At 61.3% G+C, this 15,056-nt stretch carries 12 protein-coding genes and 1 pseudogene; 7 read left to right on the top strand and 6 right to left on the bottom strand.

Annotation, left to right across the window (positions count from 1 at the left end):
- Positions 1–6: 6 nt before the first annotated feature.
- From SB772_RS37500 to SB772_RS37490, 3 genes are all read right to left on the bottom strand, one after another.
- Positions 7–987, bottom strand: coding sequence for a quinone oxidoreductase family protein (locus SB772_RS37500; protein ID WP_410838161.1), 981 nt, complete (start codon positions 985–987; stop codon positions 7–9).
- A 225-nt stretch (positions 988–1,212) separates the two neighbouring features.
- Complete coding sequence (locus SB772_RS37495; RefSeq protein WP_410838160.1) at positions 1,213–2,535, bottom strand: MFS transporter; 1,323 nt, start codon at positions 2,533–2,535, stop codon at positions 1,213–1,215.
- Between the two features lie 59 nt (positions 2,536–2,594).
- Positions 2,595–3,650, bottom strand: a complete 1,056-nt coding sequence (locus SB772_RS37490) for a 3-keto-5-aminohexanoate cleavage protein (RefSeq protein ID WP_410838159.1) — start codon at positions 3,648–3,650, stop codon at positions 2,595–2,597.
- A 273-nt stretch (positions 3,651–3,923) separates the two neighbouring features.
- Here SB772_RS37490 and SB772_RS37485 point away from each other — a divergent pair, with 273 nt between their 5' ends.
- The 7 genes and pseudogenes from SB772_RS37485 (at position 3,924) to SB772_RS37455 (ending at position 9,673) form a co-directional block, all read left to right on the top strand.
- Positions 3,924–4,925 carry an AraC family transcriptional regulator gene (locus SB772_RS37485; protein ID WP_410838158.1) on the top strand — a complete coding sequence of 334 codons (1,002 nt, stop codon included), beginning with the start codon at positions 3,924–3,926 and terminating at the stop codon, positions 4,923–4,925.
- Positions 4,926–5,123: 198 nt separating this feature from the next.
- Positions 5,124–5,288 (top strand): hypothetical protein, encoded by a 165-nt coding sequence (locus SB772_RS37480; RefSeq protein WP_410838157.1) that lies wholly within the window; start codon positions 5,124–5,126, stop codon positions 5,286–5,288.
- 335 nt (positions 5,289–5,623) lie between these two features.
- Positions 5,624–6,196, top strand: a complete 573-nt coding sequence (locus tag SB772_RS37475; RefSeq protein ID WP_410838156.1) for a DUF2254 family protein — start codon at positions 5,624–5,626, stop codon at positions 6,194–6,196.
- Positions 6,147–6,807 (top strand): annotated as a pseudogene (locus SB772_RS37470) (DJ-1/PfpI family protein). The gene SB772_RS37475 and the pseudogene SB772_RS37470 overlap by 50 nt, the downstream one beginning before the upstream one ends.
- A gap of 589 nt (positions 6,808–7,396) precedes the next feature.
- Positions 7,397–8,446: an SAM-dependent methyltransferase gene (locus tag SB772_RS37465; protein ID WP_410838155.1), complete on the top strand. Its 1,050-nt coding sequence runs from the start codon at positions 7,397–7,399 to the stop codon at positions 8,444–8,446.
- 334 nt (positions 8,447–8,780) lie between these two features.
- A complete protein-coding gene (locus SB772_RS37460; protein ID WP_410838154.1) occupies positions 8,781–9,047 on the top strand; it encodes a hypothetical protein in 267 nt (88 codons plus the stop codon).
- A gap of 80 nt (positions 9,048–9,127) precedes the next feature.
- A complete protein-coding gene (locus SB772_RS37455) occupies positions 9,128–9,673 on the top strand; it encodes a hypothetical protein (RefSeq protein ID WP_410838153.1) in 546 nt (181 codons plus the stop codon).
- Positions 9,674–10,292: 619 nt separating this feature from the next.
- Here the strand turns inward: SB772_RS37455 and SB772_RS37450 are convergent.
- The 3 genes from SB772_RS37450 to SB772_RS37440 form a co-directional block, all read right to left on the bottom strand.
- Positions 10,293–11,849: a phospholipase D family protein gene (locus SB772_RS37450; RefSeq protein WP_410838152.1), complete on the bottom strand. Its 1,557-nt coding sequence runs from the start codon at positions 11,847–11,849 to the stop codon at positions 10,293–10,295.
- 940 nt (positions 11,850–12,789) lie between these two features.
- A complete protein-coding gene (locus tag SB772_RS37445; protein ID WP_410838151.1) occupies positions 12,790–14,709 on the bottom strand; it encodes an AAA family ATPase in 1,920 nt (639 codons plus the stop codon).
- Between the two features lie 74 nt (positions 14,710–14,783).
- Positions 14,784–14,921 carry a hypothetical protein gene (locus tag SB772_RS37440; RefSeq protein WP_410838150.1) on the bottom strand — a complete coding sequence of 46 codons (138 nt, stop codon included), beginning with the start codon at positions 14,919–14,921 and terminating at the stop codon, positions 14,784–14,786.
- Positions 14,922–15,056: the final 135 nt, after the last annotated feature.

The raw sequence follows: 15,056 nt of genomic DNA, 5'->3' as shown, positions 1-15,056 counted from the left end.
TGCCCCTCAGATAACAAAGACCGACGAGCCGGTCGTCTTGCGCGATTCCAGGTCCCGGTGAGCCTGCGCGGCATCCTCAAGCGCGTAACGCTGGTTCAGTTCGATCCTGATGCGGCCCGCGGCGATATGGCCGAAGATCTCGCCGGCAAGCTCATTCTTTTCGGCGGGGTCGGCGATATAGTCGGCAAGCGCGGGGCGGGTCAGGTAGAGCGAGCCCTTCATTGCGAGAACCTGCGGATTGAACGGCGGAATCGGGCCGGAGGCCGTGCCGACGCAGATCATCAGGCCGCGGCGCTTGAGCGAGTTGAGTGACGCCTCGAAGGTATCCTTGCCGACGCTGTCGAACACCACGTCTACGCCGACGCCGCTGGTCAGTTCGCGCACGCGCTTCGCAACGTCTTCCCGGCTGTAGTAGATGATGTGATCGCAACCATGCGCGCGGGCCACCCCGCCCTTGGCCTCCGTCGAAACCGTGCCGATCACGTTCAGACCCAGCAGCTTCGCCCATTGCGACACGATCAGGCCGACACCGCCGGCGGCTGCATGCAGCAGGATGGTGTCACCGGCCTTGAAGTCGTGGATGCGGCGCATCAGGTAAGACGAGGTCAGGCCGCGCATGGTCATACCGGCAGCCGTTTCGCAGCTAATCGCATCCGGCAGCTTGATCAGCGGCGCGGCCGGCATCAGGCGTTCGGTGCTGTAGGCGCCCAGCGTATTGATAAAGCCCGTGTAGGTCACACGATCGCCGGGCGCAACGTTCGTCACATCGGGGCCGACGGCCTCGACCACGCCCGCGGCCTCCACGCCCATACCGGCAGGCATCGGGACCGGGTACAGTCCGCTGCGAAAGTATGTGTCCGCGAAATTCAGACCGACAGCCTCATGGCGCAGGCGGACCTGCCCGGGGCCCGGTTCGCCCACTTCAACGTCGTCGTAGCGCAAGACTTCGGGACCACCGGTTTCGTGGAAACGCACTGCTTTTGCCATGTTCAATCTCCTATCCGTTGCTCAGGCTGAAAACTGGATTTCGCCTGCTGTGGAACTGCTCGTTCTGCCCCAGGCATCTTTGGCAGATCAATGTTGTTGTGTTGCGGCCCATGGTGCCGCGAGACACGCTCATGCTGCGAGAATGTGGGCAGGATCGCTGGACGCCCGAATCGGTTGTAAAATCTGATCAAGTTGTCATATCAAGCATATCGCCGGCAGGCGGCCTCAGCATGCGGCTTGCTCACGCGCAAGGGTGTTCAGGCGGTCCAGATCGTCGGCGTAGTTGCGCTTGCCAATGAGAAATGCGACCGCCCCGATGAGCCCCGCGAAAGGAATGAGTTGCAACGCACCGAGCAGACCGATGCGGTCCGCGACCAAACCGGTGAGCACGGCAGCGGGTGCCATACCCAGCAGATTGTTCGCCAGCGTCAGTGTCGCGAACGCCGATGCGTGAATGGACGGCGGGGTGAGGTTCGCCACCATCGCACCCGAGGGGCCGCTCGCGCCTGCGCTGAAGAACATCCCCACGCCGATCACAACCAGCTGCAACGGACCCGCAGGCATGCGGAAGCCGATCGCGAGCAATGTGAAGCACATGAGGCAGAACGCGATCGCGGTGAGCCACTTCCTTTCGCGTGTATTGTTGCTGAGTCGGTCCGCCAGATTGCCGCATACCACCATGCCAAGGCCGGTCACCAGTACGAACACCGCCGCGCTCACTGCAGCCTTGCCCGTCGCCATCCCGTAATAGCGGTTCAGGAAGCTCGGCATCCACGCCCAGAGGGCGGCGGGAACCATCAGATGGATCCCGCTACCGACATAGGCACACACGACAGATTTCGTCGAGAAGAGCCCCTTCATCAGGGCACGGAAGCTCATGCGCACGCCGAGCCCTTGCGCCTGCCTGGTCACGCTTTTCGGCTGCAGCGACACAAGACGCTTTTCGGTGACGACAAACCGGTAGAAAACGACCAGCAAGATGCCCACGGCCGCCATCGCGCCGAACGCGAGGCGCCAGCCCATATGAGCGGCCACCGCACCGCCGAGCGCCATTCCCAGAACCGAGCCAAACGCCCCGCCCGCCATGAACGTGCCGGTGAGCGTGGCGCGCAGGCGCGCCGGAAAGATGCTCAGAACAACCGCAATGCCCACGCTTCCGTAGGCGGCCTCGCCGATGCCGACGAAGGCTCGTGCGATCAGCATTTCCCCATAGGTTGTCGAGATCGCGCAGCCCAGTGTCGCGAGACTCCACATCGCCGCCATCAGGACGATGCTCTTCACGCGGCCCCAGCGGTCGGCGAGCACGGACAGCGGAAAGGTGAGTACTCCAACCATCAATGCGACCACACTGCTAAGCGAACCCAGCTTTGTGTCGGAAAGATTCCACGTGGCCTTAAGCAGCGGAAAGACCGCATTCAACACCTGCCGCGACATGTAGTCGGAGAGCAGCAATCCGACCGTCAAGGCAAACACCACCCAGGCATAGGGCCGCACGTCCGTTTGTGTTACCGACACATCGCCCATCGTGGGCTCAGCATGCATGAGCATGATTTGTCTCCTTCGCGTCAAACCCGACGTCAGTTGAAACGTCGGCCGGGCGCAATCCATCACGCCGCGCGCAGCGGCAGGTTCTTCACGCCTGCCGGGCGGTTCGGCGCCATACCGTTCGCCGCCAGCGTCTCGTCGACTGTCTCGTACTGCACGCCGATCTTGTAGATCTCGCGTGCTTCCTTGCCCGTGGCGATTTGGCGGCCCAGTTCACGCGCGATGCGCACGCACTGCTCGATCTGCTGCACCGAGGTGAAGCGCTTGCCGTGCTGGTCGATGATCGTGTCCTCGATGCCGCACCGCGGATGCAGGCCCATCGACATCGCCATCATGTTGAACGGCAGCACATTCTTCAGCAATGACTCGGCGGTGAGCGTGCAGCCATCCGGCGCGCGATGCACGAAGTTGAAGAAGTTGAACGGGTTCGGGCCGTCGAAGCCGCCGCCGATACCGATCCAGGTCAGATTCAACGGGCCCTTGTACGCGCCCTTGCGCACGAGGCGCTCGAGCGTTTCGAGCGCGTGAATGCCAGTGAGCTGGAAGTGCGGCTGGATGCCCGAAGCCTGCAGGCGGCGCAGATGCTCTTCGACCCATGCGGGGCCAGCCGGAACTGTCATTTCACTATAGGCGGAAATGAACGCAGGGTTGGCAAGCGAGGTGCCTTCCAGATACTCCGGATAGAGCAGCTCCATGATGTTCATCTGCGTGGTGTTGATCGCGACCGTCACCTGATCGGGCTTCGGATCGAGATCGGCCAGCATATGGCGGGTGTCGTCGGACAGCCACTTCGCGGCCTGCCCGTCATCTTCCGGTGCAAACGAAATCGAGCCGCCGACCTGAATGATCATGTCGGGCACCGCGGCACGCACGCCTGCGATCAGTTCATTGAACTTCGACAGACGCTTGGAGCCCTTGCCGTCCAGTTCGCGCACGTGCAGGTGCAGTACCGTGGCGCCGGCGTTGTAGCAATCAACGGCCTTCTGGATCTGCTCGTCCATGGTCACGGGGATGTCTTCCGGGAAGTCCTCGGGCATCCATTCCGGGCCGTACGGTGCGGTGGTGATGACTACCTTGTCCTGATTCTCAGGGTGAAGCGAATCGTCGAGAAACTGCATTTTTGCCTCCAGATATGGGTGACGGTGTTCCGGTGCCGAGAGGTCGTGTGATAAGTTCCCCGAAACGCAACGAACCCTGCTCGCACAATACGACAATCCCGAGTTACACTTTTGTGGATAGGCGCCGCCTTTTTGGTGATCGATGCCACTCCGTGTAAACACCGGTATGCGTTCATAGCAGGCATTTCATGTGGCTGCCTGGCAATGCTGGAAGGGGCGAGATCATGACCGGACGGGGAGGCGCACCCTGTTGGAGCCTGCGGAGCGAAAGCGATGGAAACGATGCTGCGCTCGGTAGCGATGAGCGGCTATTTCGATGTCGCGCGGCGGCTCGGACTGAATCCGGTCAAGCTCGCGCAACAGGTCGGGATCGATCCCGCGGCGCTGGCGAATCCGGATGATCGCGTTTCAGCTGCCTCATGCAGCCGGTTACTGGAACTCTCGGCCGAAAAGGCGTCGTGTCCGACTTTCGCGCTGCAGATGGCTGAAACCCGGCAGAAATTCGGTACCGGCGTAATCAGTGTACTGCTCGCGCACAAACGCACGCTGCGCGAGGTTTTGCTGGCCGCAGCGCAATTCCGGCATCTGCTCAACGAAGCCTTGGCCGTGTACGTCGAGGACGCAGGCGAAACGGTCACCATCCGGGAGGAGCTCGTCTTCGATCCGGGTACACCGACACGGCAGGCGATCGAGCTTGCAGTTGGTGTCCTCGCGCGCCACTCCAGTGCACTGCTCGGCAACCACTGGAAACCGCGCGCCGTCCATTTCGTTCACGCTGGGCCCGCTGACCAGACGCTTCATCGCCGCTTCTTCGGCTGTCCGCTGCAGTTCGGCAGCGACTTCAATGGGGTCGTTTGCGCAGCCGCCGACCTCGACTACCCGAATCCGGCCGCTGATCCCGAACTGGTCCGATATGCCGAAAGCCTCGCCACTCCTCTCAACCTGACGGGTGCAGATTCGATCGCGCTGGAAGTGCGCAAGGCGATCTACCTGTTGCTGCCCGTCGAGCAGGCTACCGTCGATCTGGTTGCCCGTCATTTACGTCTGAGCGTCCGCACCATGCAGCGGCAGCTGGGATCGGCCGACACCAGCTTCTCGGCACTGCTCGAGGAAGTCCGGCGTGAACTTGCCGTGCGCTACATGAGCAACCCGCGTTATCCGATCGGTAGAGTCGCGGTACTGCTCGGCTATAACCAGCAGGGCTCATTTACGAACTGGTTCGCTTCGCGGTTTGGCATGACACCGCGGGACTGGCGTAACGGCAGATTGAAATGAGGAATGGCTGTTGCACTGCGTAATCTGCCTGAGAAATGCCTGTTGGTCTGCCGCGGCGTCAGGCAAATGCGCTGACTTTGGGAACGCCGAAGTCGCAGCCGGGCGCGCCCCGGTCGGGAGGCCTCCTTTGCATGCCATCTGGCGACCGGCGAACACCTTAGTCGCCGCTGCAACGTGAATCGTAGGGAGGGAGCAAACATGGACTGGAATCGCTGGTACAGCTTGAAGAGCTACCTGAGATCTTCGCTGTGGGCTGTGCCGCTCATCGCAGTCGTGATCTATGCCGTGGCAAAACCTCTGACTGAAATGCTGGGAAGGTGGATGATCAGGCAAGCCATCCTTGATCCAAAAACCGTTTTCTAGGGCTGTCCATGACGGGGGCCCGGTCGTTGCTGCTACGCCGCGGAATCTCTGCGTCCGGTAAGCCTCGTAGCACGCGTCGGGAAGCACGGGATGGCCGGCCATTGAAAGCGTTTATCCCGCTCCGACGACGGGTGCAACTACTCCGCCGGAAGGTGACAAGGAGCGAGGTGTACCGGATCGCATTGTTCGTCATCGGGGCAAACCTGGCATCGTTCTGGCCGTGAATCCGGAAGGGCTGGTGGCCAAGGCGCGGCGCACTAGCTCAATCATCGAATTCGTACCGCAAGCGGGTGATTCCGTCGCGGTGGACAAACCCCTGTATTATCGGTACGGGAATGCTGGCGCCACTCGATGAGCGGAGGCTCCGCACACTGGTCGCTTTCGGGACGGAACGCACCATGGAGCAGGACCCCATGTTCGCGTTTCGCATCCTGGTCGATATTGCGCTGAAACCGCTGTCGGCGGCGATCAACGATCTGACCACGGCCGTGCTTGCAGTCGACCAGCTGCACCGACTCTTGCGTGTGGTGGGCAAACGGTCTTTGCACATCGAAGAGATTGTGGATGGGTCAGGGCGGGTGCGGATGATCCTGCGGACGCCCGATTGGGAAGACTTCGTGTATATCTGTTTTCGCTTTACCCGGACGGGCCATACTACTCGTCGCTCATGCTGCCATGTCGTGACGCGAAGGCAACCACGTTTATCGATCGCAGCTCTCGACGCATGGCATCTGGCGGAAACTGCGGGATGTATGGCAGTCCCACCATACGGTATTTGCGGGCAGTTTGTCTGCCCATCCCAATCTCGCCTGCTATATCTCTGGCAGCTTTTATTCACCTGCGCAACGCGGTCCTGCGATGACGCTTCGTATTGGCTTTCTCCTGTTCCCGCAAGTACTGCAACTTGACCTGACCGGGCCGCATGACGTTTTTGCATCCATCTGGTCTTGGAAAAACCTCGCGCCGCTGAAGGCGAGCAGCGACCTCACGCTGACGCCGGACACGACGTTCGACAGTTGCCCGCCGCTCGGCGTGATATGCATACCTGGCGGTGCCGGGGTTGCAGATCGGATGGGAGGACCAAGAGACGGTCCGATTCATCCGGCAGCAAGCAGGGAAATGCGCGCTTTGTTACGTCCGTCTGTACAGGTGCTCTTGTACTGGAAGCGGCCGGTCTGCTACGTGGGCGCCGAGCGACGACGCACTGGGCGTTTCACGAATTGCTCGGCCCGTTGGGCGCAATTCCCGTGCACGATCGGGTGGTCCGCGACGGCATTCTGGTGACTGGTGGTGGCATTACTGCGGGAATCGATTTTGCGCTGGCGTTGGCGAGTGAGCTGGTCGGCGAACAGGAGGCGCAAGCGGTCCAGCTGGAGTTGGAATATGCGCCCGCCCCGCCGTTTGACGCGGGTAGCCCGGACACTGCACACAGTCCGTTGTAGCGCTGGTGCGACAGCGAACGGCAGGCTCGCTAGCGCGGCGCGAACAGATCGTTGGGCGCATTGCCTCATCGCTTTGAGGCTCGCTGGCTAGCCGGAAGTACTGACGGAGTTTGCCGACGTATGCGTCTGTGAGTTCATTCGGGCTAGTGGCGGGAATGACCGCGATTGGGCCGCCGAGTCCCGATTCGAGGCCGAGCATGCTCGATGGCGGAGATTCGCAAGCGCCGCGTTTCTGTTTCTGTTACGGCAGGCAGGCACGAGCGCGTACTTGCCTGCCGCTGCAGATAAACGGATGACTGTTGTACCGCTGAAAGCGGCCAAACAGGTGGCGGGGGTTCTAAGTCCGTAGTGGGTCGAAAAGGAGCGTTCGATAGCGGTCGTTCAGTTCGCTCAAAACGGGTAACTGCAGTTCACCAGTGCCTATACTGCATTGCAGTTCTGCCGATCCTCTTCAGTCGTCGCATTACCTGCGTACATACATACATACGTACTACGTACGTACGCTCCTTGAGTGGCGATACGGGAGCGCTCCCGAGACGGCGAGTGCGCAGCGCCGTGAGGCAGCTCTGTCCGGACAGCGAATAACGTAGGCGGTCTTCGGGGCGTTGCCACAATCGCCAGCCGGAGAATGCCTTTGTGAAGGAGGCAAAGGATATGTCAGGCGCCATGGAGGGCGACGGCGCGTACAACCGTCACGCCAGGTTGCAGGCTGGGGGCGGTGCCCTGGCGTTGAACGCTTTGAAGCAGGCGGCTGCAAGCGTCGTGTTGGAGACGACAGGCCAACCGATCGTCATCGCCGAATACGGGGCGTCGCAGGGCAGAAATTCGCAACTTCCGATGCGCGTTGCGATCGCCGGGTTGCGCGCCCGGGCGGGCCCGGATCGTCCCATTCTTGTTTATCACGAGGACCTGCCAATCAACGACTTCGGCTCTCTTTTCAAGGTGCTGGAGACGGACCCGGACAGATATGTCCGCGACGACCCGCACGTCTACCCATGCGCGATCGGCCGGTCGTTTTACGAGAGCGTGCTTCCCCCGGCCTATGTGCATCTTGGATGGAGCGCGTACGCTGCGATGTGGTTAAGCCACGTCCCGACGCCGGTCGCCGGCCATATCTACGTGCCCTGCATGAAGGGGGCCGCGAGCGCCGCGTTTCACGAACAGGGGATAAAAGACTGGCAGAAGTTTCTGTCGTTGCGCGCGGCCGAATTGCGGCCAGGCGGGCGTCTCGTCGTTGTACTCCCGGGAGCGGATGACGACGGGCGCACAGGATTTGAACCGCTTATGAACGACGCGAACGATGTGTTGACGCAGATGGCAGACGAGGGCGCCCTTACAGCAGACGAACGGGCGCATATGGTGCTGTCGACGTTCGGTCGACCCTTGCGCGAACTGCTCACGCCTTTCGCGACAGACGGCCGGTTTTGCGAGTTATCCATCGAGCATTGCGAGCGGCTTCCCTTGCCAGACGCTGTGTGGGGCGAGTTTCTGCAAGACGGGGATGGCGAGCGCATGGTGAGCCGATATGCTGCGTTTTACCGCTCGACTTTTCTGCCGTCGTTGTTCCTCGCGCTTGCTCAACCAGACGACGCACAAAGGAAAGGCGAACTGAGCGACCGGTTCGAGCATCGGTTGAAGGAAAGGCTGGAAACTCGCAAGGAGCCAATCCATTCGCAGGTTCAAACGTTAGTTTTTGCGCGCGATCGCGTCCGGTAGGTTCGCTCGTAACGCCGAAGCCCACTAAGTACGCTCTACGCTACGATACGGCGCCTTCAGACTCGTATCGTCCTGCGTTCGCGCAAACCTCTCGCTTCGGGACGGTCCTGGTTGCACTGCGGCCGCCTGGGATAGTGCGTCAAGGCGGTTGCGGGTCATCTTGCGCCGGACGCATCGGGCAAGACTCGGCCACTTTGAGACATTCGACACCGCTGTCAAAATCGCCGACAATCGGCGCGAACAGCATATTTATGCATGAGAGAAAAATGGCTCGCTGGTGCACAGAAGATATTCAATCGGCATGTAGAAGATGGGGCGTCACTCGGGGGGGAACATGACAGTACAGGGCGCAATTCTCAGGTCGGCGGCGTTGGCGATTGTGCTGTATGCGATGAATCGTCTTGGACAAAGACGGGCGGCGGACGTCACGCCCAAGTCAAAGGATGTTGCTACTCAGCGTGTCGTCGGCTTGCTCACTGGTTTAGTGATAACAACGCTGGTCGTCTATTCCCTCCGGCATCAAATAGCCGCGACCATATTCACTGATCGCCTCGCCACGCGTTTCAACCAAAATAAAGCGGCGGTGATCCACGGGTCCTGAACATCTGCGCTCCGAAAAGCCCGGAAGGCCGCTAAGGGTCGCGCGCTGTCGATCGTCACTGATACGAAAATACAGAGCATATGGACAACGATAAAACACCAGAGACTGAATTCCCGTTGATCGGCCGATTCTGGCTTGGCGCGCTGATAGGCGTCCTTTGCGCATTGGTGGCGGCGTATATGTTCATGCACGGAGGGCGGCCGTGGATCGGAAACACGGGTTGGGCGTGGCATGCGGCGGGCGTGAGTTACCGGACGCGCGAAGTATTGTATGGGGCGATTTTCGCAATGCTTGCCGTCGCCTGTTTCGGCTGGTGCCTTTTAGGGCCATGGCTTGCCCGTCGAATTCTGATGACAGGACAGGGGCTAACCGTCTTCGAGCCGCCGATCCTGTCAAAGCCGCCGGTGATGATTCCGTATCCCGCGATTGGCAATCTGCGGCGTTACCAACAGTCTTCGCCGACACGGCGCGGGAACTATTCTTCCAAGGCGCTGGAGACGATCGGTTTCACGTTTCAGGGGCGGCCTTACGGATTTCAACGATACCGGTTCCGCAACGATCAGGAGTTTGAGAGCTTCTGGCGGCTCATGACTGAGCGCGTGCGGTCAGTCACACGTGCTGAGTGATGCAACAAGCGTCAGTTGCAAATGAACGCGAGGTGCCCAGCCTGATTGCCCATTATCTGGGGAACTGGAAGGTTTGACATGGGTGGAGCGCGGCCAGAAATCACTCGTGTGGATGTCCGCAATTGAGAAAGCTGAGAGACCGCTCCGGGTCGACAGCAGTCCTAGGCTTCCTTCGCGAGCGGCCAGTAGTGGCAATCGGACGCTGCTGCGCCAGGTAAAGGAGCTGCTCGAGAGCGCGGGCGCATCCGACGTGGTGATTGCAGATGAGATCATTGCGAATGCGCTGGTCGGCAAGCTTACGACCCAAGTGGAGGCAACGACATGAAACCCGCCGCTCCGACGGAGGCTCATCTGCATCGCATGTCCTTCCTACAGGGACTTTTGCCCGTCAATCCCGCGCAACTGCCGCACGACATCATCGCGGGGATCACGCTTGCGGCCCTAGGCATTCCGGTCCGGCAAGCATTTCGCGCGGCTGCCAAATGCGCTTCGCTTTCCGTTCCGCCCGGTCGATCTGGACGGTTTGGAGCAGGCGCGCGCTGCTCGCGCAAGCGGCGACCGCGCACGCCCCCGCTGACCAGCGCGCGCGATCCCGATAGAAGAACTCCACGGCCAATCTTCACAATTGTGACTCAATGGGTAGCAAGCCCAGGAACCAAACGCCGGCCCGCCGCCAGGCGGACACGCCCGGCTCCGAGTCGAGCTCCACCACCGTTCCGTCCGGTTCGGTTTCCATCCAGACGAGCCGGGCGTTGCCGTTCGCATCGGCACGCTGTTCGACGCGCCAGGCGATCCGGTCGAGCTTAGGCTGGAGCTCGTCGATGACCTGCCCGGCGACCTGCTCGCTGTCGCAAAGCACGCCGATCTCCGTATTGAGATTGCTCGAACGCGGGTCGAGATTCATCGAGCCGATAAAGATGCTTTGACGGTCGAACACGTATGTCTTCGCGTGCAGCGAGGCCTTCGATGAACCGAACACGAATGTTTGTTTCCCTGGCGCGCCATCCGGGGCAAGCGGCCTGAGTTCGTAAAGGCGCACACCCAATGCAAGAAGATCCTTGCGGTAGCGTTTGTACCCGGCGTGCGCGGCGGCAACATCCGTCGCGGCAAGCGAGTTCGTCAGCACGGTGACGTGCACGCCGTTCTCGGTCAGGCCGCGTATCCATGCCACTCCGCTTTCTCCGGGCACGAAGTAGGCCGAGACGATCAGCATCTCGCGCGTGGGCCGAACGTTCAGCGCCCGGAAACGCGTGATGAGGTGGCCCTGCGGCTCGCTCGGTGCGCGCGTGATCTTGGCGGGATCGTCGTAGAGCAGCGTCGCCGTGCCCCAGAAGAACTCGGCGTCGCGCGCTTGAACGACCTGAGACAGGCGCTCTCTCGCCTGCACGACGTACGGCGCGTCATGCATCGATGCGACGTACTGGTCCAATTTCGCGCGATACCCGGCCAGTTCGGCCGGCTCCGCCGGATGGCCGATCAGCCGCTCGATCGGATAGGCCGCCTCGGAATTCCAGAACTCGTCAAATGCATTCGACACGTTCCGCACGATCGGACCGTGCACGAGCACATCGAGATCACCGAAGGCCACCACGCTCGATGCGCCGAAGTATTCGTCGCCGATATTTCGCCCGCCCAGAATGGCGCCTTGATTGTCGGCAATCAGCGCCTTGTTGTGCATGCGCCGGTTGACCCGGGAGAACTCGAGCAAGGACGCCAGCGTCTTGAACCGGCGACTCGCGACCGGGTTGAAGAGCCGTATCTCCACGTTCGGGTGCGCGTCAAGCGCGAGCAGCAGGCGGTCGTCGGCGTTCGTGCCGAGGTCGTCGAGCAGCACGCGGACTCTGACGCCGCGATCGGCGGCCTTGAGCAATGCAGCCGCAAGTTCACGCCCCGTCAGATCGTCGTGCCAGATGTAGTACTGCAGATCGAGCGTGCGGTCCGCCATTTGCGTGAGCACGACACGCACGACTAGCGCATCAACGGCATTCGGCAGCAGGTGAAATGCGCTGAGCCCGGGATGCGCCCGCTCCTCAGGCGAGAAGTCCCCGCGAAGACGCGTGTCCTCGGTGTTCTGCAGCGCATGGGTTTGCCGCCGGCCCTCCTGCGGCGGGAGAGCGGCGCACGCGGCCAACAGGGCGATCAGAACAGCTGCGAGAAGACTACGAAACGTTTTCAATTTCGCGTGCTCCACAAGGCAGCAATTGGATTTCATTATGAGCGCCCGCGCTTGATACCGGCCATTGCAGCGAGCGAATTATGAGCGTTCTGCGGACGATTTCGCGATATCGGGCGGCTACGCCACGAAATGATTTGGCCGGGAGAGACTGAGAGGTAGGTGACCGATGTACCCCTCTGGGAGCGGTCGTACAAGTAACGACACGACAAACGACGACTTCGGGTCGCAAGTACGCATCCGCTAGTGGTGAGACCGGTCATTCGCGTCCGCCGACGCGCGAATGACAGGAAAGCGATCCGTAGCCGCCTGATCAACGCCGATACCCGAATGACGGCAATGGCCGAGAACCTGTCCGTCGTGTCTAAGCATCGTTGACGGGTTGGCAGCTCGACATTGACCGACGGGAAAATCGACGTTCGACCGGCATCGGGTTCGCCGGCCTGATCATCGCCGCACCCGCTGGGTCGAGCGCGCACGCGCCTGAGGGGCCCGGCCAGCACCCTGACGTGGTCGGTAAACGGGACCTTACGTGGCGCATCTTCACGCGTTGCGAGTGCAAAGGCCCGCGGGCGCGCTCTGAGTTGCTCAGATGTCTCTACTGGCGGCCGCGCCGCTCCTTTACGTCGAGTCATTGGTGAATCCCGCATCAGTTCTCGCAACTCGCCCTGCCACGATTGTGGCACAGTGGCGAGGCACTCCCCACTTGTGGGCGTCACGTTAGATCGCCAGCACTGCTTCCTGCAGGGGCAGGCAGTCGTCATCTGTCATCTCAACTCCTGGAGGGAGCGCGGGGCTTGGCTGATAGGCTTTCGGCCTGGCCGGCCTGTAATCCTGGTACTTATCACAGCGGAAACGCAATGCCGATACGAATCCGTTGTGGGCATGGAGACGCCTAGGCTGTCAGAGCTCACTGTTCTATCGCGAGTGTGCCTCAGACGGTTCAACCGACGGAAATATCCAGTGTTGAGAGCGCTGCGCGCACATCGGCAGTCGTAATGGTGGAGGCTCCCGATTCGATATGGCGTGCCGCGGCCTCGTCGATGAGCCGCTGCAATGCGGCGTCCGTGTCGGCGATCGAGCAGCCCTCAAGCGCCGTGATTACGCATTCCACGGTGTGCCGCGAAATTGCAAAGATGTCTCCCGCCTTGAGCTTCAGCCGGGAGCGGATATATGCCGCGAGCGACTCGCGTGACGGCACGTCAAAGCGGATCTTCTGCTCGAGGCGGCCGCCACGCAGCACCGCCGGATCCAGCGCCTCCGGATGATTGGTAGCCGCAATCACAAGTACGTCAGGCACGCGGCCATCGGCGCCGTCGATCGAGGCAAGAATGCGGTTCGTGACGGATACAGCCGCCGACATCCGTCTATTGCGGAAGACATCATCCGCCTCGTCGACGAATACGATGCACGGCCGCAGGTCCTTCGCCTGCCGGTATAGCTGGCTCCACGCGGAATGGCTGGCGAGAAGCTCGGCGCCCGTTGTCTTGAGAACCTCCCATCCGCTGGCCTTTGCGATGGCCATCGCGGCCTGCGTCTTGCCGGTGCCCGGTGGACCATACAACAGTACGCCGCGGGGAAGCGCGCCGCCGAGCTGTTCCATGCGGTGAACATGGCGCAGGCGCAGCGCAAGCCGTTTAAGTTCATCACGCGAGCCCTCGGGCATAATGATTTCGTCTACCGTCTTGACGTTCTCCGGCAGGTGCCCCTTCGACCCCTGGATGCGACGCATGGCCTGTATGGCAATATCGAACGAAACGGGTTCGTTCCCGAAAAGTCCTTCGCGCCGCATGTCGGCAAGTTGAGGTCCCACGGCCATCAGACGAGCCGCACTGAACCCTTCCCAGCGGGCCGCGACGCTTTTGAGCACGTGTGCACTGAGCGCCTTCGGTCCGAGCGCACGGAAGACGGTACGCGAAAGCAGCGCCTCACGTGCTGGCGCGTCTGGCGGTGGCACCTCGATCTTGAAGTCGAAGCGACCCTCGCGCACCGCGGCCCCGTCGAGCCAGTCGAGATCGTTGGTGGCGGCGACCAGGATAATTCGGGTGCCGCGCAGGCGGACGATCTCGGTGAGCATCGTGTTCGTCAGATCGCGATCCATGTGGTGGGAGTCGTGCCTCGCCTTGATGAATCCGTCCACCTCATCAATCAGGAAAACAGCCTGACCTAGCTGGGTGGCCTGCGCAAAAGTCGCCTTCAGGCGCTCAGGTGTTTCATTGATCCACTTAGAGGCGATGTCCTGATAGGCAATTGAGAAGAAGGGGATCCGCAACTCACCAGCGAGTGCTTCTGCGAACATGGTTTTTCCGTTTCCGGGTTTGCCGGACAGGAGGATGCCGTTTCTCGCCTGAGCGGGGTTGGCAAGGATGTCGCGCGCCGCGTTGAGTAGCCGGTTCTTTGTGTCAGCCATGCCGGTGATGGCGTCAAAGGCGAACCGGGCGCGCAGTATGCGGTCGTCCAGGGCGTACGCCCGCTGGGGCGCTGGTTGACCTGGTGCATCCTGTGCCCCAGAGCGTGGGACGGGCTGTTGTACGGGGCGCTGGGTGGATTGGCCGGTCTCGCCGTACCCGCGCCCGGCACGCAATGCCATCCACAGTACGATTCCGACGCCGAGCAGGCCCGCGCTCGGCACGGAATACTGACCGATCGCAAGCATAAGGATGGCGACGGTCCCGGTGACCATCAGCCAGCGGGCGGCGCGGACAAAGTGGTGAAGCGCGAGCGTCAGGCCCGTGCAGGCCAGCATCGCGAGCAGCCGGTGCCGGTCATGGAGGTGAAGAACCGATCCAACGCCGGCACCCATGAGGGTGCCAGTCAGAATCGGAGGGAACAGACGGGCCGTGAATACGATGGCATCCTTCATGGATGACTCTCCGTACAAGCAGTTGGGTTACAGGGACGAGACTGAATTTGGGCGTGGAAGAAAACCCGGAACGCCTAGCGATACATGGGCATGATCTCGTCCTCGATCATGCTGTACAGGTCGTCGCGGATGAACTGCGCGAACTGCGCGCGTTCGAAGAAAACCGCGGTGAGGAGAAGGGCCGTGAATCCGATTGAGCAGCCCTTGATCATGTCGATGACCCCGAGGGCAAACCCGTGTGCCAGCGCCGGACAGGCATCCTGAAGTCCACCTAGATGCTATGTGGGAGGGCAGCGACAGAAAGCCCGACTGGAGTAAAACGGGACTTGCACACTCGTTTTCTCCGA

Origin of the sequence: Paraburkholderia sp. SIMBA_030, from assembly GCF_046535245.1 — a bacterium.
Taxonomy (GTDB): Bacteria; Pseudomonadota; Gammaproteobacteria; order Burkholderiales; family Burkholderiaceae; genus Paraburkholderia.
The sequence above is the reverse complement of the archived record's forward strand: the minus strand, read 5'-3'. Positions and strand labels throughout refer to the sequence as shown.